Here is a 25,142-nt window from a genome sequence, read left to right on the forward strand (position 1 = left end):
GCTGACTGACCGTCAGATTAGCTGTAGCCTGACAGCCTGTCAGCAGTCGGGACTCCATCGGGAGGTGCGCGCATGGCGGGAATCAAGGACGCCACCGCCGTCGTCGGGATCGGGCAGACCCCCTTCGCCAAGCAACTCCCCGAATCCGAGAAGACCTTGGCCTGCCGTGCCATCCTCGCCGCCCTCGACGACGCCGGCATCGCGCCCGCCGAAGTCGACGCGCTCGCCTCCTACACCATGGAGGAGACCGACGAGGTGGAGGTGGCCAAGGCCGTCGGACTCGGTGACCTCAGCTTCTTCAGCAAGGTGGGATACGGAGGGGGCGGTTCCTGTGCCACCGTCGCGCATCTCTCCGCCGCCATCGCCGGCGGACAGGCGACGGTGGGGGTCGCCTGGCGGTCGCGGAAGAGGGGGTCAGGACCCCGACCGTGGAAGAACACCAGCGTCCAACTTCCCACCCCCGCCCAGTGGACCCGCCCCTTCGGGCTCCTCCGCCCGGCCGACGAGATCGGCATGCTGGCCCGCCGGTACATGCACGAGTACGGCGCCACCCGCGATCACCTCTTCAATGTCGCGCTCGCCTGCCGCAACCGGGCCAATCAGAATCCCGCCGCGATCATGTACGAGCGCCCGCTCACCCGGGAGATGTACATGACCTCCCGCTGGATCAGCGAACCCCTCTGCCTCTTCGACAACTGCCTTGAGACGGACGGAGCGTTGGCATGCGTCGTCGTGTCGGCGGAACGGGCGCGGGACTGCCGCCGGCGGCCCGTGTACGTCCACTCCGCCGCCCAGGGGCTGCCCGCCCAGCACCACGGCATGGTCAATTACTGGAACGACGACCCGCTCACCGGGCCGGCCTGGGCGGCCGCCCGACACCTGTGGAAACACGCCGACTTCACGCCGGAGGACGTGGATGTCGCGCAGATCTACGACGCCTTCACGCCACTGATACCCCTGTCCCTGGAGGGATACGGCTTCTGCGGGAGGGGCGAGGGCGCGGCCTTCACCGAGGGCGGTGCGCTGGAGATCGGTGGGCGGCTGCCGCTCAACACCGGGGGCGGCGGGCTCAGCGAGGCGTACGTGCACGGCTTCAACCTCATCAACGAGGGTGTGAAGCAGTTGCGGGGCACGAGTACGGCGCAGGTGCCGGGGGCGGCCACCTGCCTGGTCACGGCAGGGGAGGGGGTCCCGACCTCCGCCCTCCTGCTGAGGGCCTGAGTGGCTGAGTGGCTGAGGAGCTGACATGGAAACCGACATGAACGAGTCCCTGCTCTCCCCCGTCCTCGACGACGACGGCGGGCCCTTCTGGCAGTACGCCGCCCAGGGCGAGCTCCGGATCCAGGCATGCGCCGACTGCGGCGAACTCCGCTTTCCGCCCCGGCCGTGCTGCCCGCACTGCCACTCCTTCGCGAGCGAGTGGCGGAAGATGAGCGGGAAGGGGCGTGTGTGGTCGTACGTCATCCCGCATCCGCCGCTTCTGCCCGCCTACGCGGAGCAGGCCCCGTACAACGCGATCGTGGTGGAACTGGCGGAGGCTCCGCGGATACGGCTCGTGGGGAATCTGGTGAGCGGGCCCGAGGCGCCGCTCAACTCCGTTCCCCCGGAGCGGATACGGATCGGGGCGCGGGTGCAGGTGGTCTTCACGGAGGTGAACGGCATGTCCGTGCCGCGCTGGGTTCTGGAGCGACCGTGAGCGGCGGCGGTGGTCACCTGAGCGTCAGCGCCGACAAGGACACCGGGGTCGCCGTCCTCACCCTCGACCGGCCCGGGAAGCTCAACGCCATCGACCTCGATACGGCCGCTGAACTCGCCGCCGCCTGGAGGGAGTTCCGGTTCGACGACTCGGTACGGGCCGTCGTGATCACGGGATCGGGTACGCGGGCCTTCTGCACGGGGATCGACCGGGACGTGGTCGTGCCGCAACCCAACTCGCCCTACATGGTGGACGATCCGCTCGTCGCGATCGGGCCGAAGGCGAACGACCTCTGGAAGCCGGTGATCGCGGCCGTGAACGGGATCGCGTGCGGGGGCGCCTTCTATCTGCTCGGGGAGGCCGAGTTCATCGTGGCGGACGAGGAGGCGACGTTCTTCGATCCGCACACGACGTACGGGATGGTCAGCGCGTACGAGTCGATCTACATGGCGCAGCGGATGCCGTTCGGGGAGGTGGCGCGGATGGCGTTGATGGGGACCGCCGAGCGGATCTCCGCGCGGCGGGCGTACGAGATGGGGCTGGTGTCCGAAGTCACCGCCCCTGGTGGGGCGTTGGCGGCGGCCGTCGACTGTGCGGCCGTCATCGCCTCGTATCCGGCCGAGGCCGTGCAGGGGACCGTGCGGGCGCTGTGGCTGGCCAAGGAGGCGACCCGTGCGCAGGCGCTCGCGCACGCGCCGCAGCTCGTCTCGATGGGCAACCTTTCGGGGGAGCGCCAGGCGGGGCTCTTCATGGCCCGGCGGCCCGGCTTTCGGCTGCGCTAGGGCTACTCGGCGGTACCCGGGGGGTCGGGCAGCGCCGCGTGGCGGGGCCGTCGCACTCGGCGTAGCGTCTGCATCGAGAGCGGGGTCCGCGCCCGCGCTCCCCTGATCGACGGCCGCCGTACGGAGTCCCTTCCGTGGCCGGTACGACGGCCGTCACGGGTGCCGTGGGGGGTACGCGCTGGGGTGGGGTGGGTTTTCGCCCCCCGCCCCTACCCATTCCCGTACCTGGGGGCTGCGCCCCCAGACCCCCCTGAAAGATTGCGCAGTTCCCCGCGCCCCTACGTCGTCCGCGCCGTCCCCGTCCCCTTTTCCGCGTCCAGCGCGTACACGCAGCGGTCCTTGCTGCAGGCGTAGACGACGCCGTCCTTGACGACGGGAGCCCCGGTGATCTCCCCGCCCGTCGCGAGCTTCCAGCGGAGCCGGCCGTCGTCCGCCTTGAGGGTGTAGAGGAGGTGGTCCGTGGAGCCGAAGTGGATGCGGCCCTCGGCCACGGCGGGCGCGCCCACCAGGTCGCCCCCTGCCTGGAAGCGCCACTTCGGCGTGCCGGTGACCGCGTCGAGCGTGTAGAGGCCCTTGCCGCTGCCCACGTGGACGTGCCCCGCGGCGACGAGGACCGGCTCGATGGAGGCGCGCGACTCGGTGGCGATGCGCCAGCGGTCGCGCCCGTCGGTGGCGTCGAGGGCGTACACCGTGCCGAGGTAGTCGGCCAGGTAGACGCCACCGCCCGTCACCGCCGGGCCCGGCACGAAGGTCGGCGGGCAGAGGAAGACGGCGGGCGCCTCGAAGTGCCAGCGGACATGGCCGCTCGCCACGTCGACGGCCAGCACACGGGTGCCGGCGGAGACGTACACGTAGCCGTCGGGCGCCTGCGTCAGACGGACCGGGACTCCGCCGCACGACGCCGCGTCGCCGATCGGGTACGACCAGCGCTCCTCACCGGTACGCGCCTCGAGGGCGCGCAGCCGGGCGTCCTTCCAGACGTACACCGTGCCGTCGTGGACGGCGGGCCCGGCCTCCGGGGACTCGAAGTCCGTCTGGGCGCCGGTGATCTCCCAGAGCTTCTGCCCGTTGGAAGCCTCCCAGGCCTGTACGCCGCCCCCGCGCGTGCCGGTGACGACCGTCCCCCGGTCGGCCTTGAGCGAGTACACCCAGGCGTCTGTCGAAAGGCGCCAGAGGTCGCCTCCCTCGCGGGCGTCCAACGCGAAGAGCGTGGGGCCGTCCGAGGCGTGGATACGGCCGTCCGCCACCGCCATCGACCACGCCACGTCACGCGTCTTGAAGCGGCGCCGGCCGGTCGCCACGTCCAGCGCGTGGACCTCGAAGGAGGTGACGTAGACCAGGTCGTCCGCCACCGACGGCCTACCCCATACGTCGTTCGACATGCGGAAACGCCAGGGGCGCCAGCCCGAGGCCGACTCGGCGGGCGGGGGCGGTGCCACGGTGGGCGCGGGATCGGCGCCGTTCACGCCGGCGCGCGGCCGGGACCAGGACGCGGCGAGGCCCGCCTCGGGAGGAGGCGCCTTGACCGCGGCGGCACGGGCGTCGGCGACGCGCGGCCCGGGGCCGATGGGCACCTGGGCCCCCGCGAGCCGCACCGGACCGCTGTCGGGCGCCCCGACGGGCACGGGGGCGTGCGAGGGAGGCGGCGGCACGACCGGGCGCCCACCACTGCGCCCCCCGCCCGAAGACGGCTTCACCGCGGGACGGCCCCCACGGCGCGCCTCGATCAGGCCCACAGCCCGCTCGGGCAGCCACGCCGACGCCGTACCGCTGTCGTCGGAGCCGGAACCGAAGAGATGAGGCGCCAGCTGCGCCTGGAGGTCGGCCGGGTTGGGGCGTGCGGTCGCCTCCATCTGCATGCAGGACTCGATGAGCGGACGGAGTTCCTCCGGGAGTCCCTCCAGGTCCGGGCCCTCCCGCAGCAGCATGAAGACCGTCTCGACGGGGTTGGCGCCGTGGAAGGGCGCGTGCCCCGTGGCGGCGAACACCAGCATCGAGCCGAGCGAGAAGACGTCGCTCGCGCCGGTCACGCTGCGCGAGTCCTTGGCCTGCTCGGGCGACATGTACGCGGGCGTACCGACGGCGACGTTCGTCATCGTCAGGCGGGTGTTCGAGACGCCGGACGCGATGCCGAAGTCGATGACACGCGGTCCGTCCTCGACGACGAGGACGTTGGAGGGCTTGAGGTCCCGGTGCACCAGACCCGCGCCGTGGATCGACTGCAAGGCCTCGGCCACACCCGCCGCCAGCCAGCGCACCGCCTGGGCCGGGAGCGGCCCGCACTCATTCACTATTTCCTCGAGCGAGGGCGCGGGCACGTACGCGGTGGCCAGCCAAGGCACGGCCGCGCGCGGGTCGGCGTCGACCACGGCCGCCGTGTAGAAGCCGGAGACCGCCCGCGCGGCCTCGACCTCCCGTGTGAAGCGGACCCGGAACAGCTGGTCCTCGGCGAGTTCCGTCCTGACCGTCTTGATCGCCACGCGCCGGCCGGAAGCCGAGCGCGCGAGATAGACCAGCCCCATGCCGCCGGCACCCAGCCGTCCCAGCACCTCGAACGGCCCGATCCGCCGCGGATCGTGCTGCGTCAGCTGATCCACCACTTGCCTGCCACCTCCCCGTACGGGCCACGTCATCCACGTATGAACGCGGCCCCGTGCAGCGTCTCACCACCGCACCGCCATGGCGGCACGCACCCCGATTCTTCCTGGCTCGGCCACAGGTTGCGAACCCGGGGGCGAATCGGGGTGTCTCGGGACAAAAGGCCCAAGCCTCACCGCTCCAGTACGGCGAACGACGCCCCCTGATTGTCCGTGACCACGGCCACCCGTCCGTACGACGTGTCGAAGGGTGTCGCCTGGACACGTCCGCCGAGCCGGTTCACCGTCCCGAGTACCGCGTCACAGTCCTCGACGCCGAAGTGGACGAGGAAGTGCGGCGGCATTTCGGCCGGGTAGACGTCGGAGACGGGCGCGCGGCCGAAGTCGGGGGACGCGTCGGGACCGAAGAGGGCGTCGCGGAAGAGAGCGCCGTAGAACCGGTCGACGGCCGTGGTGTCCCGCGCGTACAGCTCGGCCCAGCAGAAGGAGTCCCGCTCGTGCCGTCTGCCGAAGCCGGCGTGGGTGCCGGCTTGCCAGAGGCCGAAGACAGCGCCCTCCGGGTCGGTCACGAGGGCCATGGTGCCCAGGGAATCGACCGGCGTCGGTACCGTGATGAGCTTCCCGCCCGCGTCGGTGATGCGCCGGGCGAGTGCGATGGCGTCGGGTGTCGCGAAGTACACCGTCCATACGGTGGGCATCCGGCCGTCCCGCTTGCGCGTGAGACCGGCGACGGGCTCACCGTCGAGGTGCGCCAGGCCGTCGGGGCCGTACCCCTGCGCGAAGGTCCAGCCGAAGAGCTCGCCGTAGAAGCGCTTGCCCGCCTCCACGTCGGGGAGCTGCGCGTCGACCCAGCAGGGCACGCCTTCTGGGAAATCAGAGGAAACGTCTGATTCGGCCATGCGGTCAAGCTAACGGCCTTTCATCCACGGCGCGCGGCGGCCAATACTCCTGCAGCCCCGCACCCGCACCCGCACCCGCACCCGCACCCGCACCCGGCGGAACGTCCTCAGCCCCGAGTCCGTCCCGCGGCCGCGAGCGCACGGGAGGGGCCGCGCCCGCAAGCCCCACGCACCCGCGGTCGCGTACGCGCGAAAGGGACCATGCCGCAAGCCCCACGCACCCGAAGCCGCGAACGCACGGATGGGCCGCGCCGCAAGCCGCACCCACCCGCAGCCGCGAACGCACGGAAGGGGCCGTGCCGGTACATCGAATGCCCGTCGCTTACGTCCGGATCTGGAAACGGCTCCCCACAACCCAACGTCTGATCCACCGGCGACGGGCGGATGTACCGGCACGGCCCCGACCCCCCACCGACCGCAGGCGCCCCATCGGCATCCACTCGGCATCCACTCGGCATCCACCCCGCACCCCATTTGCAGTCGGCCGAATCGCGCTCCGATCACCCCTCGGTAAGCTGACGGCATGACAGGACAAGTGCGTACCGTCGACGGCCGCGTGGCCGGACGGCGAGGGCAGGCGACCCGGCAGAAGCTGCTCGACTGCCTCAGCGAGATGCTCAGCTCCTCGCCCTACCGGGACGTCAAAGTCATTGATGTCGCCCGGAAGGCGGGCACTTCACCCGCGACCTTCTACCAGTACTTCCCGGACGTCGAAGGCGCCGTCCTCGAGATCGCCGAGCAAATGGCCGCGGAGGGCGCGGGGTTGACCCAGCTGCTCGAAGGGCGTTCCTGGGTCGGCAAGGCCGGCTGGCAGACCGCACAGGAACTCGTCGACGGCTTTTTGGAGTTCTGGCGCAAGAACGACGCGATCCTCAGGGTCGTCGATCTGGGCGCCGCCGAGGGCGACAAACGGTTCTACAAGATCCGTATGAAGATCCTGAACTCCGTGAACAACTCCCTTACGGACACGGTCGCCGACCTCCAGTCCAAGGGCAAGGTCGACAAGGACGTGAACCCGGCGGCGATGGCCGGTTCCCTTGTCGCCATGCTCGCGGCGGTGGCCTCGCACCAGAAGGGTTTCCAGACGTGGGGCGTCAAGCAGGCTGAACTCAAGCCGAATCTGGCGCTGTTGGTGCACCTCGGCGTGACCGGGAAGAAGCCGACGAAGTAGTACGCCCCTTCCTGTTGCCCGAACTCCTGTCATGCAGGCGGCAGTCCACCGGTGTGGACTGCCGCCTGCTGCGCTGTACGGACGGCCGGGACGGCTACGCGGGCAGCGGGCGGTCCGTCACCACGTGCTTCATCACCAGCGTCGACGTCAGCCGCTGCACACCTGGCAGCGTCGCCAGCCGGTCGTCGTAGAGCCGCTGGAAGGCCGCGAGGTCGGCGGTGGCGACCCGCAGCAGATAGTCCGGCTCCCCGAAGAGCCGCTGTGCGTCCAGTACGTGGGGGATGTCGGCCAGCGCGCGCTCGAAGTCGGCGACAGTGTCCCGGTCCTCCTGGCGCATCGAGACGAAGACCAGCGCCTCGAAGGTCAGGCCCACCGCGGCCGGGTCCACGACGGCGCGGTAACCCCGGATGGCACCGGACCGCTCCAGTTCCCGCAGTCGCCGATGACACGGCGAGACGCTGAGCCGCACCCGTGCGGCCAGCTCGGTCACGGTCAGCCGCCCGTCCTGCTGCAGCTCGGCAAGAATCTTCTGGTCCACGGCGTCCATGAGGCAGATCTTCCCCCGAAACCCACGATCATGGGCAAACTTCGGAAACACCTTTGGGGCAATCGCGCCTAATGTCCCCTGTATGGACTGGGGACTGGATTGGGGAATGGTCACGGCGTTTCTCGCCGTGGATCTGCTGCTGGTGTGCGTACCGGGAGCCGACTGGGCGTACGCGATATCCGCGGGGCTGCGGGGCCGGTCGGTGCTCCCCGCCGTCTCGGGACTCGTCGCCGGGTACGCCGTGCACACACTGCTCGCGGTGGCCGGGCTGGCGGTCCTGGTCGCGGGGTCACCGGGACTGCTCACCGCGCTCACGGTGGCGGGGGCGGGGTATCTGGTGTGGCTGGGGTGGGGGGTGCTGCGGAGGCCGGCGACGCCGGGTGACGCTGGAACCGCTGGAACCGCTGGAACCGCTGGAACCGCTGGCCGCGAGGCTGCCGCTCCGGGGGCGGCCCGAGCATTCCTCCGAGGCGCCGCCATCAGCGGCCTCAACCCCAAGGGCCTGCTGCTCTACCTCTCCGTGCTGCCGCAGTTCCTGAGGCCGGCCGCCGGGGCGCCGGTGGCGGCGCAGACCGCCGTGCTCGGCGCGGTCCACATGGCCTGCTGCGCCGCCGTCTACCTCGGCGTCGGCGTGCTGGCCCGTGTCGTCCTGGGGGCGAGGCCGGCCGCGGCCCGCGCGGTGGCCCGCACCTCCGGGGCCGCGATGCTCGGCATCGGCGGGTTTCTGCTGGTGGAGCGCCTGGCCACGCTGTGAGGCCGGACCGGCGGACGGCACGCTCCGTCAGACGGGGCGGACCAGCTCCCAGGTGTCGACGGCGAAGTCGAGGGCCATGCCGTGCCGTTCGTAGAGCGCGAGCGCGCCGCTGCTGTTGTCGGTGTCCACGCCGAGGCCGATCCGGTCGCGACCCAGCGCCGCGTAGTGCCCGAAGGCATGGCGCAGGAGGTAGCTGCCGAGGCCCTGCCCCCGGGCCCCGCGCAGGACGCCGAGGTGGCCGATCCAGGCCATCGAGGCGCGGTCGTTGTGGGTGCGCAGCACCGCGGCGTCCCCGAGGCCGTCGACGTGGGCTATCCAGATCAGCGACCAGTCGGCACGCTCGGCGTCGATGTCGTCCAGCCACTGTTCGTACGTACGCGGCTGGAAGTCGAAGTGGTCGGCGAAGGATTCCTGGAGCAGTGCGTGGGCGCGCCGCCGGTCCGGCTCGGCGGGACAGGGCCGCAGGGTGACACCGGGCGGAGGCGTCGGCAGCCGGTCCGTCGCGCCGGACAGGTCACGGGCCAGCACGTTGTAGCGGCGGACCGGGCGCCAGCCTCGTCCGCGCAGTGCTCGCAGGTCCATGGTGGGGTCGATGTTGAGGTGCAGGTGCACCACCGCCCGCGACGCGCCGTTGCTGGCCGCCCGCTCCGCGGCCCTGGCCTCCATCAGGTCGAACAGGTGCAGCGCGGCCTGCGTCCGGTCGGGCAGCGTGTAGTGGTCCATGTCGATCCGCTCGCCGCCGGAGTCGTCCCACAGCAGGCCGTATCCGATCAGCCGGTCCCCGTCGAAGAGCAGCCAGGAGTCGTGCTCCAACTCCACCTCGGGATGCTTCAAATCCGCCTGGACCTCGGCCAGTTCGGTGTCGGCGCGGCCGATTTCCAGCAGGTCGATCTCGTTGAGCAGCGCACACACCGCCGCCGCGTCATCGAATGTCGCCGGGCGCACGGCCAGACCGGGCGGAGGGGTGGTGGGCAGGGTCATGGACCCACTGTCCGGTGACGGGGACCCGGCCCGCAACGGACTTTTCCGGGCGCCCGGGCAGGACTACGGGCGCTCGGGCGGAGTGGCAGCCGTCAACGCCGCCCGCCCGGGCGCGACTGCGACCGTCAACACCGCCCGCCCGGGCGCGGCTACGGCCGTCAACACCGCCCGCCCGGGCGCGGCTACGGCCGTCAGCGCCGCACGATCCGGAACAGCCTGATCTCGCGGTCGACCCGCGCCTGATACGTGGCGTAGGGCGGCCAGAACGCCAGCACCGCCTTCCACGCCGCGTCCCGTTCCTCGCCCTCGAGAAGATGAGCGGTTACGGCGATGTCCTCGCCCTTCCAGCTGATCTCGGCGTCGGGATGGGCCAGGAGATTGGCGGTCCAGGCAGGGTGGTCCGTACGCCCGAAGTTGGAGCCGATGAGGATCCAGCTTCCCGGGCCACCATCAGGTGAGGCGCCCTCGGGCATGCAGGCCAGCGGCGTCCGCCGTTCCAGCCCGCTCTTCGCACCGCGCGCGGTGAGGATGACGCCCGGCAGCATCTGCGCGCTGAGCAGCACCTTGCCGCGGGTGAGCCGGTGCACGGCGCGGTCGAGGGCGGGCACGAGGTGCGGAGCGACCCGGGCGAAGGCCCGGGTCGAGGACACCTTCTGCACCAGCCGGACCCCGGGAATCCGCCTCGGCACCACACCCGGCCCCTTCCCCGGCCCCACACCTGCCCCCTTGCCCGATCCCCTACCTGGTTCTCTGTCCGACCCCGCACCTGATTCCTGGCCCGGACCCACACCCAGCCCCGCACCTGATTCCTCGCCCGGACCGACCCCCAGCCCCGCACCTGATTCCTCGCCCGGACCCACACCCAGCCCCGCACCTGATTCCTCGCCCGGACCGACCCCCAGCCCCGCACCTGATTCCTCGCCCGGACCCACACCCAGCCCCTCGCCCGAATCCATACCCGATCCCGCACCCAGCCCCTCGCCCGAATCCATACCCGATCCCGCACCCGGCCGCTCGCCCGATCCCACAGCCGGTTCCCCGCCCGGCTCCTCGTCCGCGGCCATCACACCGCCACCTCCCCGCCGTCGAAGAGCCGCGCGGCGTCGGCGGCGTACCCCCGCAGCCGGTGCACCGGCCCGAAGAGCAGTTCGTCGCCAGAGGCGCGCTTGAAGTAGAGATGGGCCTCGTGCTCCCAGGTGAAGCCGATGCCGCCGTGCAGCTGGATGCCCTCGGAGGCGGCGGTGCGCAGCGCCTCCAGCGCCTGGGCGAGCGCGAGCGCGCCCACCCGCTCTCCGCCCGCGCCGGCCGCCCACGCGGCGTAGTACGCCGCCGACCGCGCCGCCTGCACCCCCACGTACACATCCGCGAGCCGGTGTTTCACCGCCTGGAAGGACCCGATCGCCCGCCCGAACTGCTCGCGCTGGCGCACATACTCGACGGTCCGCTCCAGCGCGCGGTCGGCGGCGCCCACGGCTTCCGTGGCGAGCACGGCGGCGGCCGTGTCCCCGACGGCGGCGAGCGCGGTGGGCACGTCGGAGCCGTCGTCGCCGAGCAACTCGGCGTCCACGTCCCGCAGTTCGATCCGGGCCTGCGGCCGCGTCTCGTCCAAGGACGTCTGTCGCACTCGTACGAGCCCCTGGGCGCCCTCTCGCAGGAGGAACAGCAGCGTCCGCGACCGAGCGAACCCCCCGGTGTGCGCGGCCACCACAAGCAGCCCCGCGCTGTGTCCGTCGAGCACCTGTGCCGCCTGCCCAAAGAGGCGCCAGGCACCCTCGGCCCGTCGCGCCTGTACGCCCCCGGCGCGCCCGTCGCCCGCCCAGTCCCCGCGGTTGTCGCCGACCAGCCCGAGCGCCGTCGCGAGCCCCGCGCCCGGTACGGCGAGGGCTGCGGTGAGCTCGCCGGAGGCGAGGCGTGGCAGCAGTTCGGTGCGCTGGGCCCGGGTGCCGAGGGCCAGGATCAGCGGTGCGGCGAGGACGGCGGTCGCGAGCAGCGGCGAGGGGGCGAGGGCGCGACCCGACTCCTCGCAGGCGAGGGCGAGTTCGGTCACCGAGCAACCAACACCGCCGTACGCCTCGGGAAGGGCGAGCCCGGGCAGGCCGAGCTGCTGCGCGAGCGCCTCCCACAGCGCCGGGTCGTACCCGGCGGGGGTCCGCACGGCGGCCCGCAGCTCCTCCGGGCCGCAGCGCTTGACCAGCAGCTCCCGCAGAGTGCGGCGGATCTCGTCCTGCTCGGCGGTGAAACGGGCGTCCATGGGTGGGCTCCTCCCGGATCTGACGGGCCGTCATGTTAGGGCGAGGGGTGGCAGATGCACAGGGGTGCGACCACCTCCCGGCGGAGGACTTATCTGATGTACCGTCAGATTCATGACGCCAGGACAGGGGACAGGACAGCGGACAGGGCAGCGGAAAGTCGCCGTCGTCGGCGCAGCCCTCTCCGACTGCGGCCGGGTGGACGAGGCGACCCCGTACGCCCTGCACGCCCAGGCGGCCCGCCGCGCGCTGGCCGACTCGGGCCTGGACCGGTCGGTGATCGACGGCTTCGCGTCGGCGGGCCTGGGCACCCTGGCCCCCATAGAAGTGGCGGAATACATGGGCCTGAAGCCCACGTGGGTCGACTCCACCTCCGTCGGCGGTTCCACCTGGGAGGTCATGGCGGCGCACGCGGCGGACGCGATCGCGGCGGGCCACGCGAACGCGGTGCTTCTCGTCTACGGCTCGACCGCTCGCGCGGACATCAAGGCGGGGCGGCGCACGGGAAATCTCTCCTTCGGCGCGCGCGGCCCGCTGCAGTTCGAGGTCCCGTACGGCCACACGCTCATCGCCAAGTACGCGATGGCCGCGCGCCGCCACATGCACCAGTACGGCACGACGCCGGAACAGCTCGCCTCGGTCGCCGTCCAGGCCCGCGCGAACGCCTCGGCGAACCCGGAGGCGATGTTCCGCGACCCGATCACCCTCGACGACGTCCTGTCCGGCCCGATGATCGCGGACCCCTTCACCAAGCTGCACTGCTGCATCCGCTCCGACGGCGGTGCGGCGGTGCTGCTCGCGGCCGAGGAGTACGTACGCGACTGCCGTACGACGCCGGTGTGGATCCTCGGCACCGGCGAGCACGTCTCGCACACCACGATGTCCGAGTGGGAGGACTTCACGGTGTCCCCGGCGGCGGTGAGCGGACGGCTCGCGTTCCAGCGGGCAGGGGTGCGCCCGGAGGAGATCGACCTCGCCGAGATCTACGACGCCTTCACCTACATGACGCTCGTGACCCTGGAGGATCTCGGCTTCTGCGCGAAGGGCGAGGGGGGTGCGTTCGTGGACGCCGGGAAGGGGCGGCTGCTGGTGGACGGGGAGCTGCCGGTGAACACGGACGGGGGCGGGCTGTCGGCTCAACACCCCGGGATGCGGGGGCTGTTCCTGCTGGTGGAGGCCGTACGGCAACTGCGGGGAGAGGCGGGCGAGCGGCAGGTGCGAAAGCGCGGCGGAGGCCTGCCGGAGCTGGCCGTGGCCTCCGGGACAGGCGGCTGGTTCTGCTCCTCCGGAACCGTGGTCCTGGGCCGTTGAGACAGGGCTGCCGCGCCCGGCGGCCCACGTCGCGCCACCTCCCTCACGGTGACAGGGGCTCGTGCGGTGGGCTCACCGGTCGTCCAGTCCCTCCTCGTCACGCAGCCTCCGCCAGATGCGGGTGCGGTGCAGCACGTAGAACGCGACGAACAGGACGGACACCTGCAAGCCCACGGCGAGCAGCCAGAAGACGGCCTTGCTCTCCAACTCGTCCGTCAAGTAGGTGAAGTTCATGCCGAAGAATCCGGTCAGGAACGTCAGCGGCAGGAAGATCGTCGACACGATGGCCAGCCGGTTGATCACGCCGTTCTGCTCTCCGGACACGAGAGAGGAGTAGCTGGCGAAGGTCCGCCGCGCGGCGTCCTGGAGAGTCTCGATGTCCGTCATCACCATCCGCGCCGCGTGCTGGAACGCGTGGGCCAGCCGTTGGTGCTCCTCCGGGAAGCGGCCGCTCATCATCCTCCGTGTGACGATGTCATCCGTCACCTGGGCATAGGGCAGGAGCGTGCGGTGCAGGAGGGCAGCCTGCCGTCGTAGTTGCGCGAGCCGGTAGACCTGCTCGGGGCGTCGTCCCTGGAACATCTCGTCCTCGAGGCCCTCCACCGCCAACAGGGCCTGCACGGCGGACCGGCGAAAGGTCTCCAGTGCCTCCTGCAGCAGCAGGAACAGCAGGGCCACGGCGTCGGACGGCCTTTCGTGCCGGAATCGTGCGGTCAGGCTTTCCGTCACTTCGGCCACCCCTCGGTGAACCGTGACCAGGTACCGATCGGTCGCCACGGCGTGGATATGAGTGACCTGCCCCTGGTCGACCACGGGCACGACGAAACCGGCCCTGTCTCCGAGGAATTCGGCCCGCACGGGTTCGCCGTCCTTGCCGAGCCAGGTCAGCTCCTCGGCCTCCAGACCAAGCTGCTGGGCGATCGGCTGCTCCTCGATCGACGTCTCCTCGGGCAGCTCGACGTTGACAAGCAGGAAGGCGGACGCGGCAAGACGCTCACGTGCCTCCGACACGTGAGTACGAGTGACGATCCCCTCCGGCATCGACACCACCGATACGATCATCGTCCCTCGCCGTTGGTCGCCGGGCCCGCAGGTCCCAGCCTGCGCACACTGCGGCGTCCGCGCACGCGGAGTCACTCACGCGCATCGCCGGCAGGCCCCGAACGGGTGACCACGACGACGGTCCGGTAAGTGTTTTCAGCGGACACAGCTCTCCCGCTTTCTCGGGCCACCCCGGCCCCGTCGTCCGCGAGGTGAGCGGATGCCGGAGGACGTACTTCCTCCTGGCGCCCAAAGAGGGCGGGGAACACGACTGGCCGCCAGGTGTCCGGAGGTTCGCCCGCCCCACGCAGGACGAGTGCCTCGGCGTACCGGCGCCAGAGGGCAGCACGTACCGGCTGAGCCGGCGGGCCGGGGCGCCGGGGATCGGCGAGTTCGTGGACGCGGAGCCGCTGCTCGCAGTGCTGATGGCGCAGCTGTGTCAGACCCGCGAGTGATACTCGGGGGCATGGAACCGGATCTTCATGGGCTGCTGAGATCGCTGCGGGTGTGGGACACGGAGCTGCCCGGCTTCGAGCCGGAAGAGGCGCCGCAGGAGCCGTTGGCCCTGTTCACGCGGTGGTTCGCGGAGGCGGTGGCGGCCGGGCAGCCGGAGCCTCACACGATGTCGCTCGCGACGTCGGACGAGGACGGCCTGCCCGACGTCCGCATCGTGATGCTGCACGGCGCGGACGCGGACGGCTGGTCGTTCGCGACGCACGCGACGAGCCGCAAGGGGCGGCAGCTGTCCGCCCGCCCGTATGCCGCCCTCGGCTTCTACTGGCCCGTGCAGGGGCGACAGGTCCGCCTTCGTGGCCCCGTCACCGTCGCGCCGCCGGAGGAGGGCCAGGCGGACCTGCACGCCCGTTCCCCCGGTGCGCTGGCCGCCGCGCTGGTGGGCCACCAGAGCGAAGTCCTGCCGTCGCGGGAGGAGTTGGCGCGGGCGTCGGAGGCGGCGTGGGACCGGGCCCAGCGGGAGCCGGACGCGCTCGCCCCCACCTGGACCCTGTACCGCCTTCAGCCGGAGGAGGTGGAGTTCTTCCAGGGCGACGCCCGGCGGCGGCACGTACGCCTTACGTACCGCCGCCGGACGGACGACGACGGCTGGCTCAGGGAGCTGCTGTGGCCATGAACTTCTACGTCGTGAAGTCGTGTACCACGCCCCGCGTGTCTCACCGCGCTACGGCCTGCCGGAACCCCGTCCGCGGAGGTCAGCCGCCGCTCGCCGCCCTCCGCTCGAACGCAACCGGCGGCTCGGGATCCGTCGCCAGCCGCGCGTGCAGATGCTCGTCCCGGAACGCGTCGTGCCGCCCCGCCTCGAACATCGCGCCCCGCAGCGTCCCCTCGTAGCGGAATCCGCAGCGCTCGGCGACGCGGCAGGACACCTCGTGGCCGAGGGCGTGGCCCAGTTCCAGGCGGTACAGGCCGAGGTCGGTGAAGGCGTAGCGGGCGGCGAGGGCCAGGGCGCGGGTGGCGACCTGGCGGCCGCGGGCCTCCGGGAGGACCCAGTAGCCGACGAGGGCACGGCTCATGACGTGGTTGATCTCATTGACGCCGATGTGGCCGAGGATCGCATCGGTGTCCGCGTCCATGACGCAGAAGGAGAACCCGGTGCCGTCCGCCGTGCTCGCGATGCGCGAGCGGAGCGACTCACGGGCGCCGTCGAGGTCCCGGATCATCCTGAGCGGCGTGTTCCAGCGCTGGAACTCCGGGTCGGACAGCCCGAGCAGATACGCCGCGATGTCGACGTCGGACTCCGGGTTCCACAGGCGCAGCCGCAGACCGTGACCGCTCAGCTCGGGGGAGGGACGGGTCGCGTGTTGCTCGTGGACGTCAGCCATCCGGCCATTGAAACGCGTCGGCCCGTACGGGGCACACCCCGGGGGACCCTTGACCCTCGGCTCACGCCGGGCTCCCGCCCGGGAAGCCCGTGGGAAGCGGCGGCCGGGGCCGGAAAACCGGCACCCCCGCACGGAAGGCGACCTCCAGCTCCATCCCGATCCGTAATGCGCCCTCCTCGCACTCCACCACCTCGGTCATCATCCGGGGGCCCTCCGCGAGGTCGACGACGGCGGCGACGTACGGCACTCGCTCACCGAACGGCGGCAGGTCGTTGCGGTGGACGACGGACCAGGTGTAGAGCGTGGCACGGCCACTCGCCCGCTCCCACTCCACGTCCTCGCTCCAGCAGTACGGGCAGAACTCCCGCGGGTAGTGATGGGCCCGCCCGCATCCACCGCAGCGCCGCACCAGCAGCCGCCCCTCCGCCGCCCCGTCCCAGTACGGGCGGGTGAAGGCGTCCGCTTCGGGGACGTCGAACCCCGGGGCCGGTGACGGCGCGCTCGGCGGGGGCTTGCGGTCCCCGCTCACTGGAACAGCCCGATCGCGCTGTCGAGCGACCATGTCTGCCACGACATCCCGAACAGCCCGACCACCGAGATCAGCGCCATCATCGAGTTCTGCCCCTGCTCGGCCCAGTCGTGGATCATGAGGACGAGGTAGAGGACGTTCAGGAGCAGCCCACCGACCAGGGCGATCGGCGTCAGCAGTCCGGCCACCAGGCCGAGCCCGAGGGCCAACTCGGCGTACACGACGACGTACGCCATCGTGCGCGGGCGCGGCGCGACCACCACGTCGAAGCCCGAGCGCACCGCGTTCCACCGGTGCTTGGCCGCGACGTCCGCCGCCCAGGCGATTCCGGTCCCGCGCTCGAACCAGCCCTTCTTGTCCTTGTGCCGCCAGCTCTCCAGCCACCACAGCCCGAGCCCGATCCGCAGCACGGCCAGCCACTCCGCCCCGCTGAGCCAGATCGTGTCCATGGCCGAACCTCCTGCCGCACGCGGGATCTGACGGTACGTCAGTTCAGCGTACGGAGGATGTCCGCGCAAGAGGCGGGGGCCACACGCCCCTGCACACCCCACACACAACCAAGTGACCTACGCCACCGGTCCCACCCACTCCTCCTACACCCGTGATCAGTTCGCAACCGATTCCGGTCTTGACCGAGACCTATCAAGCGAGGGCGTGATTACGCTCGCGCTCATGGCCGACTCGACTGCTTCCTCCACGCCGCGCGCGGTGCCGTCCCACGAAGACCGCCCCGTGTACGTGATCGGCGGCGGCCCCGGTGGACTCGCGGCGGCCTACGCGCTGCGCGCCCAGGGTGTACGGGCCGTCGTGCTGGAGAAGTCCGACAAGGTCGGGGCGTCCTGGCGGCGCCACTACGACCGGCTGCACCTGCACACGACGCGGCGGCTGTCCGCGCTGCCGGGACTCGCGATGCCGCGCACGTTCGGGCGGTGGGTGTCACGCGACAACGTGGTGCGCTACCTGGAGAAGTACGCCGAGCACCACCAATTGGAGATCGTCACGGGCGTCGAGGTCTCGCGCGTCGAGCCGGCGCCGGGCGGCGACGGCTGGCTGCTGCACGCCACCGGCGGCCGCGAACTGACCGGCAGCGCGGTGGTCGTCGCCACCGGCTACAACCACACGCCCCACGTGCCCGACTGGCCCGGCCGCGACACCTACACCGGCGAACTCCTGCACGCCGGCGACTACCGCAACCCCGACCCCTACGCCGGCCGCGACGTCCTCGTCGTCGGCGTGGGCAACACGGGTGCCGAGATCGCCGTGGACCTGATCGAGGGCGGCGCCTCGCGCGTACGCCTCTCGGTCCGCACGGCCCCGCACATCGTGCGCCGCTCGACGGCCGGCTGGGCCGCCCAGTTCACCGGGATTCTCGTACGGCGACTGCCGGTCGGCCTCGTCGACCGCCTCGCCGGGCCGATGGCCAGGCTCAGCGTGCCGGACCTGTCGGCCCAGGGCCTGCCCCGCCCCGACACCGGGCTCTACTCCCGCGTCAACGAGGGCTCCATCCCCGTCCAGGACGTCGGCCTCATCGACGCCATCCGCAAGGGACGGGTCGAGATCGTGGCCGCGGTGGACGGTTTCGAGGACGGCAAGGTCGTCCTCGCCGACGGCAAACGCATCGGCCCGGACGTCGTGATCGCCGCGACGGGGTACGTCCGCGCACTGGAGGGCGTCGTCGGCCACCTCGATGTACTCGACACGCGAGGACGGCCCGTCGTACACGGGGCTCGCACGCCGAGGAACGCGCCCGGCCTGTACTTCACCGGCTTCACCAACCCCATCAGCGGCATGTTCCGCGAACTCGCCCTCGACGCCGAGAAGATCGCGAAGGCGGTGGCCCGCTCCGTGACGCGGAAACCGTCGTCCGTGGCGCGCTGACCCAAGCTGACGTACGAACTCTCAACTCCCTGACGTACCGCGTGTGTTACGCGTGCGTCAGATGTGGCGAGAGTGCTGTACCGATGCGGCCACGGGGGCCAGAATGCGAGCCCTGCTCACTTTCCAGCTCCACCCAACCTCTCGCATTCGACGGAGGATGACCGTGGCACGCGAAAGACAGCTCTCCCCTCAGCCATCACCTCGACTCTCCCGGCGCTCGATACTCGGCGGCGCCGCCGCGACCGGGCTCGCGGGGGTCGCCCTCACCGGCGTCGCCGCGGGCACCGCGTCCGCCGCCACCGCCGCCCGCGAGGCCGACGTCGCCGTCGTCGGCGGCGGGATCGCCGGACTCACCGCGGCCCCCGACCTGGTGGCGGCCGGCAAGTCCGTGGTCGTCCTGGAGGCCCGCGACCGCGTCGGCGGCCGGGTCGTCAATCTGAAGCTGGCGAACGGCGGCTTCACCGAGGGCGGCGGCGAGTTCATCGGCCCCACCCAGGACCGCATCAAGGCTCTCGCCGACTCCCTGGGCGTGGCGACCTTCGCGACGTACAACACCGGCAAGAACCTCCTCTACAAGGACGGCACCCGCACCCCCTACGCCACCGACGGCCTCCTCGGCTCGGTCCCGCCCATCGATGTCGCCGGGCTCGCGAACGCCGCCGCCGTACAGGCCCTGCTCGACGACATGGCCACAAAAGTGCCGGTCGACGCGCCCTGGACCGCCGCCAAGGCCGAGGAATGGGACCGGCAGACCTTCGAGACCTGGCTCAGGGCGAACGCCGTCATCCCCTCCGCCAAGTTCCTCTTCGACGTCGCCTGCACGTCCATCTTCTCGGCCCAGCCCCGTGAACTCTCCCTTCTCTACGTCCTCTTCTACATCGCCGCCGCGGGCAATGCCTCCACACCCGGCACCCTGGAACGGCTGACCGAGACCGCGGCCGGTGCCCAGGAGAGCCGCTTCGTCGGCGGTTCCCAGCAGGTGCCGATCAAGCTCGCCGCGACCCTCGGCGACCGGATGGTGCTCAGCGCCCCGGTCCGCTCCATCACCCTGTCCGGCGGCAAGTACCTGGTGAGCGCGGACGGGATCACGGTGACCGCCCGCCGTGTCGTCGTCGCCCTGCCGCCACCGCTGGCCGCGCGCATCACGTACGACCCGCTGCTGCCCGCCGACCGCGACCAGCTCAGCCAGCGGCTGCCGATGGGCTCGATCGGCAAGGCGATCGCCGTGTACGACACCCCGTTCTGGCGCGCCGACGGTCTCAACGGCCAGGTCGTCAGCGACACCGGCATCGTCCGCTCCACCTTCGACAACTCTCCGCCCGACGCCTCCTACGGCGCCCTGATGGGCTTCATCGAGGCCGACGAGATGCGCGCGTTCGACGCTTCTTCCGTCGACGAGGTCAAGGCGGCCGTCCTCAAGGACTACGCCACCTACTTCGGCGACAAGGCCAAGTCCCCCACCTCCTTCGTGCTTCAGCGCTGGGACAACGAGGGCTTCTCCCGCGGCGGCCCGGTCGCCTACGCCCCGCCGGGCGTCCTCACCGAGTACGGCCCGGCCCTGCGCAGGCCCGCCGGCGGCATCCACTGGGCCGGCACCGAGACCTCCACCTACTGGAACGGCTACATGGACGGCGCCGTCCGATCCGGCGAGCGGGTCGCGAAGGAGGTCCTCGCGGCGCTGTGACGGGTTACCGGCTTCCGTATGGCGTTCCGGACGTCCATAAGCGCTCCTGACTCGCATAGGGCGTTCCCGACTTCCGCGTGGCGGGTACCACCAAGGTGCCCGCCACAGGTCTTTGCCTGCACAACGGTTCCTGACGCGGCGTCAGTTAAGTAATCTGACACTGCGTCAGTTAGAAGTTGGCTGTCACACAGGAGCGGGCGGACCGATGCTTGGATCAACCCACGGCACCCTCACCACCGACTCCCGCCGGGCCCGGGTCATCGCCTGCGGCGAGCAACCCTCACCGGTCGTGCACGGCCGGCCGGCCGAGGTCGACGACCTGGACGTCAGCGGCCGTCCGCTGTACGCCGACGTACCCGACCTTGACCGCTTCTTCCGTCCCGAGTCCGTGGCCGTCATCGGCGCCTCGGACGCCGAGGGACGGCCGAACACCGGCATCACCCGGCAGCTGATCGCCTGGGCCGAGCGGGTCGGCGCCCGGCTGCACCCCGTGCACCCCACCCGTCAGTCGGTCTTCGGCATGCCCTGCTCCCCTTCCGTCGCGGACCTTCCCGAACAGGTCGACCTGGCCGTGCTTCTGGTCGGCGACCCCCTTCCCGTGATCGAGCAACTGGCCGAGGCCAAGGTGAAGTTCGCCGTCGCCTTCGCCTCCGGGTTCGCCGAGACCGGAGCCGAGGGCGCCGTCGCGCAGACCCGGCTCGCCGCCGCCGTCCGCCGCTCCGGCCTCCGATTGCTCGGGCCCAACACCAACCTCAACGCCTTCGAGAAGTTCCGCGACGACCTCGACGGCCCCGCGATCGCGCTCATCACCCAGTCCGGCCACCAGGGACGGCCGGTGTTCGCGATGCAGGAGCTGGGCGTGCGCCTCTCCCACTGGGCACCCACCGGCAACGAGGCCGACCTGGAGACCGCCGACTTCATCTCCTACTTCTCCGAGCAGCCCGAGGTCGGCGCCATCGCCTGCTACGTCGAGGGCCTGAAGGACGGGCGCTCCTTTCTGCTCGCCGCCGACCGCGCCGCCCGGCGCGGGGTACCCGTCGTCGCGGTCAAGGTCGGCCGCACCGAGACCGGCGCCCGCACCGCCGCCTCACACACCGGCAAGCTGACCGGAGCCGACACGGTGGTGGACGCGGCGATGCGGCAGTACGGCGTGATCCGCGTCGACGGACTCGACGAACTCCAGGACACCGCCGCCCTGTTGGCGCGGTCCCGCACCCCCCAGGCCGACGGGGTCGTCGTCTATTCGATCTCAGGCGGCACGGGGGCGCACTTCGCGGACCTGGCGAGCGAGGCGGGCCTGTCCCTGCCCACGCTGTCGTCCGACAAGCAGGCCGAGCTGCACGAGTGGATACCCGAGTACCTCAACGTCGCCAATCCCGTGGACAACGGTGGCCATCCCGTCGGCGACTGGCGCGGCCGGAAGATCATCGACGCGATCCTCGCCGACCCGGCCGTCGGGGTGCTGATCTGCCCCATCACCGGGCCCTTCCCGCCCATGAGCGACAAGCTCGCGCAGGATCTGGTGGACGCGGCGGAACAGACGGACAAGCTGGTGTGCGTGGTGTGGGGGTCGCCGGTCGGCACGGAGGCCGCCTACCGCGAGACGCTGCTCGGGTCCTCCCGGGTCGCCACCTTCCGTACGTTCGCCAACTGCATCACCGCCGTCCGCGCCTATCTGGACCACCACCGGTTCGTCTCCGCGTACCGCTCCCCCTTCGACGAGGCGCCGCGCACCCCCTCGCCCTCCTTCCGCAAGGCGCAGGCGCTGATGCGTCCCGGGCAGCAGCTGAGCGAGCACGCGGCCAAGCAGCTGCTGCGCGCGTACGGGATCCGCGTGCCGCGCGAGCAGCTGGTGACCAGCGCGGCGGCTTCCGTGCGGGCGGCGAGCCAGGTCGGCTACCCCGTCGTGATGAAAGCCTCCGGCGCACAGATCGCCCACAAGACCGAACTCGGCCTGGTGAAGATCGGGTTGACCTCCGCCAGCCAGGTCCGCGACGCCTATCGCGAGCTGACCGACATCGCGCGCTACGAAGGGATCGCGCTCGACGGAGTGCTCGTGTGCCAGATGGTCGAGCGGGGCGTCGAGATGGTCGTCGGCGTCACGCACGACCAGCTCTTCGGTCCGACCGTGACCGTCGGGCTCGGCGGTGTCCTCGTCGAGGTACTGCGCGACGCGGCCGTCCGCGTGCCGCCCTTCGGCGAGGACCAGGCACGGGCCATGCTGTCCGAGCTGCGGGGGCGGGCGCTCCTCGACGGGGTGCGCGGGGGTCCGCCGGTGGACGTGGACGCGTTGGTGGAAGTCGTGATCCGGGTGCAGCGCATGGCGCTCGAACTCGGGGACGACATCGCGGAGTTGGATGTCAATCCGCTGATGGTGCTGCCTCGGGGGCAGGGGGCGGTGGCTTTGGACGCGTTGGTGGTGTGCCGCTGAGCGGTCGCCCACACTGCCGCGCCTCCTGCGCAAGAGGCCCACCACTCCCCGTACGAAACGGAGTACCTCCATGTCCGACTCCCCCCGCGAATCCCTTGGATCCCGCGAATCCCGCGAATCCCGTGAATCTCGTGAATCTCGTGAGATCCCTGAATCCCGTGCAGCTCCCGAATCCCCCGCATCTGCCGAAAAGTCCCTCGACTCATTGATACTTCACGCCACTGACAACGCCGTCTCGTGGATCACTCTCAACCGCCCCGAGGCCATGAACGCCCTCACCTGGGACCAGCGGGAACGCGTGATCGCGCTGCTCGAGCAGGCGTCCGCCGACCCGGACGTACGGGCCGTCGTGATCACGGCGACGGGCCGCGGTTTCTGCGCGGGCGCGGACCTGCGCGGGGGACCGCCGGCCGGGGAACGGGTGCCGGGCGACGTCGCCCGCACCATCCGCCGCGGCGCCCAGCGCCTGATCGCCGCCGTCCTCGACTGCGAGAAGCCGGTGATCGCGGCGGTCAACGGGACGGCGGCCGGCATCGGCGCGCACCTCGCCTTCGCGTGCGACCTCGTACTCGCGGCGGAGCCGGCCAAGTTCATCGAGGTGTTCGTGCGCCGCGGGCTCGTCCCCGACGGCGGCGGAGCCTACCTGCTGCCCCGCCTCATCGGCCCGCAGCGCGCCAAAGAGCTGATGTTCTTCGGCGACGCGCTGACGGCCGCGGACGCGGAACGGATCGGCCTCGTCAACAGGGTCGTACCGCCGCACGAGCTGGAGAAGACCGCCCGTGAGTGGTCCGAGCGCCTCGCCACCGGCCCGACCCGCGCCCTCGCCCTCACCAAACAGCTGGTCAACGCCTCCCTGGACACCGACCGCACGGCCGCCTTCGCCGCCGAGGCCGCCGCGCAGGAGATCAACATGACGACGGCGGACGCCAACGAGGGGGTCGCCAGTTTCGTGGAGCGGCGGAGCCCTCGGTACAAGGGCCGCTGAGCCAGGCCGCTGGGTCAATGGTCCGGCCGCCGGGTCAGTCCCGCTTCAGGATGCGCAGGTCCCCCGAGTCGGGGTCGCCGAACAGCACGAACAGCTCGGGGCTGCCCTCGCTGCCGCCGATCGTCCAGTACGTGTCGTGGCCACAGTCCTGGATGTGTACGACGACGCCGTCCCGCTGCGAAGGGTCATCCGTGTCGACGTACGGGTCGTAGCGGCCCTCGGTGTCGAGGAACCAACTCCCCGTCCCGTCGCACCGCGTGAAGTCCTTGGTCGTCACGTCCTGGAACTCGGGCTGGGCGGGCAGCGCGGTGAGGTCGGCACGGCCGCCGGCGCGCAGCCGAAGTACGGCACCACCGTCGCCCCGCCAGACTCCGGCGAGCTGCTCGGCGGACAGCTTCGGAGGCTCGTACTCCTCGATGAGTCCCGTGGACAGGCCCACGGCGCCCGCGACGGCGACCAGCACGCACATTCCGAAGGACGCGAGCGCCGAGCGGATCCAGATGCGGCGGCTGCGCGGGACGCGTCCCGTGGCCCGCTCCCGGCGCCGGACGTACGCGACGCCCAGCCCGGGCAGGACACCGGACGCCGCGATGAGCAGGGCGATCGTGCCGATGGGCGGAACGCCGCCGAGTACGACCGCCACGGCCGCCCAGAGCACACCGAGTACCACCACGAACGCCAGGTGCCAGGCCCCCTCGGAGCCGCGAACACGCCGGGTCGTGAGGCGGGCCAGCGTGGCGGCGGGCATCGTGTGCGCCGCCGCGTGCAACAGACCCAGGACGGCGAGGAGCAGCGGGCCGAAGACGAGCATGCACAGCAGACCGGCGGCGGCGAGTCCACCGCCGGACCCCGCTCCGTGGGTGTCGTCGTCGAAGGTCCCGACCCACCAGATCGCGCAGGCCACCGCGAGCTGCGCCGCGCAGACCGCCGCGGCCGCGTTCAGTTCGGCGTTCGCCCAGCTCAGCCGGGAGCGCTTGGGCCGCCATGTGTCTCCCCACCCCATGGGGCGAAAGATACGTGGAGGTGCGCGGGAGAGGCACGGGAGGGCAGGCAGGGGCAAGGCAGGGGTTGCACCCCTTCCTATCTGACACTCCGTCAGCTTCAATGGGTGATGTGATGGGACACGCAGGGATGGCGGCCGCCGCCGTCCGCTACCTCAGGTCGGCCGGGGCCCCTACCGTCGCGGGGCCCGTCGAGGCGTTGCCGCGCCCGGTTCTGCGCGCGGTCGGCGACGACGAACGGGCACCGGTCGATCAGGCCGAGTTCCGCCGCGTACTGGGGAACTTCGCGACCGGCGTGACCGTGGTGACCGCATCGGCCGCCGAAGGCGAAGACACCCTTAGCCCGGCCGGTTTCGCCTGCCAGTCCTTCTCCTCCCTCTCCCTCGACCCTCCGCTGGTCTGCTTCATGGTCGGCCGTACGTCGACGTCCTGGCCGCGGATCGCCCGCGCGGGCGTCTTCTGTGTGAACGTCCTCGGGGCCCACCAGGGCGAGCTGTGCCGCGGCTTCGCGGTGAGCGGCGCGGACAAGTTCGCCGGGGTCGCGTACGACGCCGCGCCCGTCTCCGGCTCGCCCCGCCTCGTGGGCGCCACGGCCTGGATCGACTGCACGATCCACGCGGTGCACACGGGCGGGGACCACCTCATAGTGGTGGGGCGCGTGGACGCGCTCGGCACCGGCGACGGCGCCGACGACATGGCGCCACTGCTGTTCCACAAGGGGCGCTTCATCTAGTCGCCGTCGCCAGGAGCGGCTCCACGCAGTCGACC

Annotated in this window: 25 protein-coding genes; 14 read left to right on the top strand and 11 right to left on the bottom strand. The window is 71.4% G+C overall.

Annotated elements, in window-relative coordinates; all coding sequences use genetic code 11:
- The first annotated feature begins 72 nt into the window (after positions 1 to 72).
- From AB5J53_RS21705 to AB5J53_RS21715, 3 genes are read left to right on the top strand one after another with little or no spacing between them, the layout of a single operon-like run.
- Positions 73 to 1,221: a lipid-transfer protein gene (locus AB5J53_RS21705; RefSeq protein WP_369247330.1), complete on the top strand. Its 1,149-nt coding sequence runs from the start codon at positions 73 to 75 to the stop codon at positions 1,219 to 1,221.
- Positions 1,222 to 1,270: 49 nt separating this feature from the next.
- The gene (locus AB5J53_RS21710) at positions 1,271 to 1,696 is read left to right on the top strand and encodes a Zn-ribbon domain-containing OB-fold protein (protein ID WP_369252374.1); all 426 of its coding nucleotides are present in this window, start codon (positions 1,271 to 1,273) and stop codon (positions 1,694 to 1,696) included.
- Positions 1,693 to 2,478: an enoyl-CoA hydratase/isomerase family protein gene (locus AB5J53_RS21715; protein WP_369247331.1), complete on the top strand. Its 786-nt coding sequence runs from the start codon at positions 1,693 to 1,695 to the stop codon at positions 2,476 to 2,478. Before AB5J53_RS21710 ends, AB5J53_RS21715 begins: the two co-directional genes overlap by 4 nt.
- Positions 2,479 to 2,756: 278 nt before the next feature.
- Here the strand turns inward: AB5J53_RS21715 and AB5J53_RS21720 are convergent, their stop codons facing one another.
- Together AB5J53_RS21720 and AB5J53_RS21725 are read right to left on the bottom strand one after the other, a co-directional pair.
- Complete coding sequence (locus tag AB5J53_RS21720; protein WP_369247332.1) at positions 2,757 to 5,078, bottom strand: PQQ-binding-like beta-propeller repeat protein; 2,322 nt, start codon at positions 5,076 to 5,078, stop codon at positions 2,757 to 2,759.
- Positions 5,079 to 5,248: 170 nt separating this feature from the next.
- Positions 5,249 to 5,974, bottom strand: a complete 726-nt coding sequence (locus AB5J53_RS21725; RefSeq protein ID WP_369247333.1) for a VOC family protein — start codon at positions 5,972 to 5,974, stop codon at positions 5,249 to 5,251.
- Between the two features lie 535 nt (positions 5,975 to 6,509).
- Between AB5J53_RS21725 and AB5J53_RS21730 the strand changes: the two genes are divergently transcribed.
- Positions 6,510 to 7,145, top strand: coding sequence for a TetR family transcriptional regulator (locus tag AB5J53_RS21730; RefSeq protein ID WP_369252376.1), 636 nt, complete (start codon positions 6,510 to 6,512; stop codon positions 7,143 to 7,145).
- A gap of 94 nt (positions 7,146 to 7,239) precedes the next feature.
- Here the strand turns inward: AB5J53_RS21730 and AB5J53_RS21735 are convergent, their stop codons facing one another.
- The gene (locus AB5J53_RS21735; RefSeq protein ID WP_189186274.1) at positions 7,240 to 7,692 is read right to left on the bottom strand and encodes an Lrp/AsnC family transcriptional regulator; all 453 of its coding nucleotides are present in this window, start codon (positions 7,690 to 7,692) and stop codon (positions 7,240 to 7,242) included.
- 82 nt (positions 7,693 to 7,774) lie between these two features.
- Between AB5J53_RS21735 and AB5J53_RS21740 the strand changes: the two genes are divergently transcribed.
- A complete protein-coding gene (locus AB5J53_RS21740) occupies positions 7,775 to 8,446 on the top strand; it encodes a LysE family translocator (protein ID WP_369247334.1) in 672 nt (223 codons plus the stop codon).
- A gap of 27 nt (positions 8,447 to 8,473) precedes the next feature.
- On the opposite strand, the gene AB5J53_RS21745 is transcribed toward AB5J53_RS21740, so the two are convergent.
- Positions 8,474 to 9,427 (bottom strand): GNAT family N-acetyltransferase, encoded by a 954-nt coding sequence (locus AB5J53_RS21745; RefSeq protein ID WP_369247335.1) that lies wholly within the window; start codon positions 9,425 to 9,427, stop codon positions 8,474 to 8,476.
- Between AB5J53_RS21745 and AB5J53_RS21750 the strand changes: the two genes are divergently transcribed.
- Positions 9,426 to 9,647 carry a hypothetical protein gene (locus AB5J53_RS21750; protein WP_369247336.1) on the top strand — a complete coding sequence of 74 codons (222 nt, stop codon included), beginning with the start codon at positions 9,426 to 9,428 and terminating at the stop codon, positions 9,645 to 9,647. The two genes, AB5J53_RS21745 and AB5J53_RS21750, sit on opposite strands and share 2 nt — an antisense overlap.
- Here the strand turns inward: AB5J53_RS21750 and AB5J53_RS21755 are convergent.
- Positions 9,619 to 10,104 (bottom strand): nitroreductase family deazaflavin-dependent oxidoreductase, encoded by a 486-nt coding sequence (locus tag AB5J53_RS21755; RefSeq protein ID WP_369252378.1) that lies wholly within the window; start codon positions 10,102 to 10,104, stop codon positions 9,619 to 9,621. The genes AB5J53_RS21750 and AB5J53_RS21755 overlap by 29 nt on opposite strands.
- A 386-nt stretch (positions 10,105 to 10,490) precedes the next feature.
- Entirely contained in the window at positions 10,491 to 11,678 is a 1,188-nt protein-coding gene (locus AB5J53_RS21760) for an acyl-CoA dehydrogenase family protein (protein WP_369247337.1), read from the bottom strand.
- A gap of 112 nt (positions 11,679 to 11,790) precedes the next feature.
- Between AB5J53_RS21760 and AB5J53_RS21765 the strand changes: the two genes are divergently transcribed.
- Positions 11,791 to 12,987, top strand: coding sequence for an acetyl-CoA acetyltransferase (locus AB5J53_RS21765; RefSeq protein WP_369247338.1), 1,197 nt, complete (start codon positions 11,791 to 11,793; stop codon positions 12,985 to 12,987).
- Positions 12,988 to 13,059: 72 nt separating this feature from the next.
- On the opposite strand, the gene AB5J53_RS21770 is transcribed toward AB5J53_RS21765, so the two are convergent.
- Positions 13,060 to 13,998: a CorA family divalent cation transporter gene (locus AB5J53_RS21770; protein WP_369247339.1), complete on the bottom strand. Its 939-nt coding sequence runs from the start codon at positions 13,996 to 13,998 to the stop codon at positions 13,060 to 13,062.
- Positions 13,999 to 14,240: 242 nt separating this feature from the next.
- On the opposite strand from AB5J53_RS21770, the gene AB5J53_RS21775 reads away from it, so the two are divergent.
- Both AB5J53_RS21775 and AB5J53_RS21780 read left to right on the top strand, forming a co-directional pair.
- Complete coding sequence (locus AB5J53_RS21775) at positions 14,241 to 14,483, top strand: hypothetical protein (protein WP_369247340.1); 243 nt, start codon at positions 14,241 to 14,243, stop codon at positions 14,481 to 14,483.
- Between the two features lie 11 nt (positions 14,484 to 14,494).
- Positions 14,495 to 15,157, top strand: coding sequence for a pyridoxal 5'-phosphate synthase (locus AB5J53_RS21780; RefSeq protein ID WP_369247341.1), 663 nt, complete (start codon positions 14,495 to 14,497; stop codon positions 15,155 to 15,157).
- A 79-nt stretch (positions 15,158 to 15,236) separates the two neighbouring features.
- On the opposite strand, the gene AB5J53_RS21785 is transcribed toward AB5J53_RS21780, so the two are convergent.
- The 3 genes from AB5J53_RS21785 to AB5J53_RS21795 all read right to left on the bottom strand — a co-directional run bounded on the left by AB5J53_RS21785 (position 15,237) and on the right by AB5J53_RS21795 (position 16,844).
- On the bottom strand, positions 15,237 to 15,866 hold the full coding sequence (locus AB5J53_RS21785; RefSeq protein WP_369247342.1) for a GNAT family N-acetyltransferase: 630 nt from the start codon (positions 15,864 to 15,866) through the stop codon (positions 15,237 to 15,239).
- Between the two features lie 61 nt (positions 15,867 to 15,927).
- Positions 15,928 to 16,395 (bottom strand): Zn-ribbon domain-containing OB-fold protein, encoded by a 468-nt coding sequence (locus AB5J53_RS21790; protein WP_369247343.1) that lies wholly within the window; start codon positions 16,393 to 16,395, stop codon positions 15,928 to 15,930.
- Entirely contained in the window at positions 16,392 to 16,844 is a 453-nt protein-coding gene (locus AB5J53_RS21795) for a DoxX family protein (RefSeq protein WP_369247344.1), read from the bottom strand. The genes AB5J53_RS21790 and AB5J53_RS21795 overlap by 4 nt, the downstream gene beginning before the upstream one ends.
- Positions 16,845 to 17,067: 223 nt before the next feature.
- On the opposite strand from AB5J53_RS21795, the gene AB5J53_RS21800 reads away from it, so the two are divergent.
- The 4 genes from AB5J53_RS21800 (at position 17,068) to AB5J53_RS21815 (ending at position 23,373) form a co-directional block, all read left to right on the top strand.
- Entirely contained in the window at positions 17,068 to 18,273 is a 1,206-nt protein-coding gene (locus tag AB5J53_RS21800; protein WP_369247345.1) for a flavin-containing monooxygenase, read from the top strand.
- Between the two features lie 157 nt (positions 18,274 to 18,430).
- A complete protein-coding gene (locus AB5J53_RS21805) occupies positions 18,431 to 19,957 on the top strand; it encodes a flavin monoamine oxidase family protein (RefSeq protein WP_369247346.1) in 1,527 nt (508 codons plus the stop codon).
- Positions 19,958 to 20,162: 205 nt separating this feature from the next.
- Positions 20,163 to 22,388 (top strand): acetate--CoA ligase family protein, encoded by a 2,226-nt coding sequence (locus AB5J53_RS21810; protein WP_369247347.1) that lies wholly within the window; start codon positions 20,163 to 20,165, stop codon positions 22,386 to 22,388.
- A 205-nt stretch (positions 22,389 to 22,593) separates the two neighbouring features.
- Complete coding sequence (locus AB5J53_RS21815; protein WP_369247348.1) at positions 22,594 to 23,373, top strand: enoyl-CoA hydratase/isomerase family protein; 780 nt, start codon at positions 22,594 to 22,596, stop codon at positions 23,371 to 23,373.
- Positions 23,374 to 23,407: 34 nt separating this feature from the next.
- Here the strand turns inward: AB5J53_RS21815 and AB5J53_RS21820 are convergent, their stop codons facing one another.
- Positions 23,408 to 24,376, bottom strand: coding sequence for a hypothetical protein (locus tag AB5J53_RS21820; RefSeq protein WP_369247349.1), 969 nt, complete (start codon positions 24,374 to 24,376; stop codon positions 23,408 to 23,410).
- Between the two features lie 113 nt (positions 24,377 to 24,489).
- On the opposite strand from AB5J53_RS21820, the gene AB5J53_RS21825 reads away from it, so the two are divergent.
- Positions 24,490 to 25,107 (top strand): flavin reductase family protein, encoded by a 618-nt coding sequence (locus tag AB5J53_RS21825; protein ID WP_369247350.1) that lies wholly within the window; start codon positions 24,490 to 24,492, stop codon positions 25,105 to 25,107.
- Positions 25,108 to 25,142 lie beyond the last annotated feature (35 nt).

The organism is Streptomyces sp. R41, assembly GCF_041053055.1.
GTDB lineage: Bacteria > Actinomycetota > Actinomycetes > Streptomycetales > Streptomycetaceae > Streptomyces.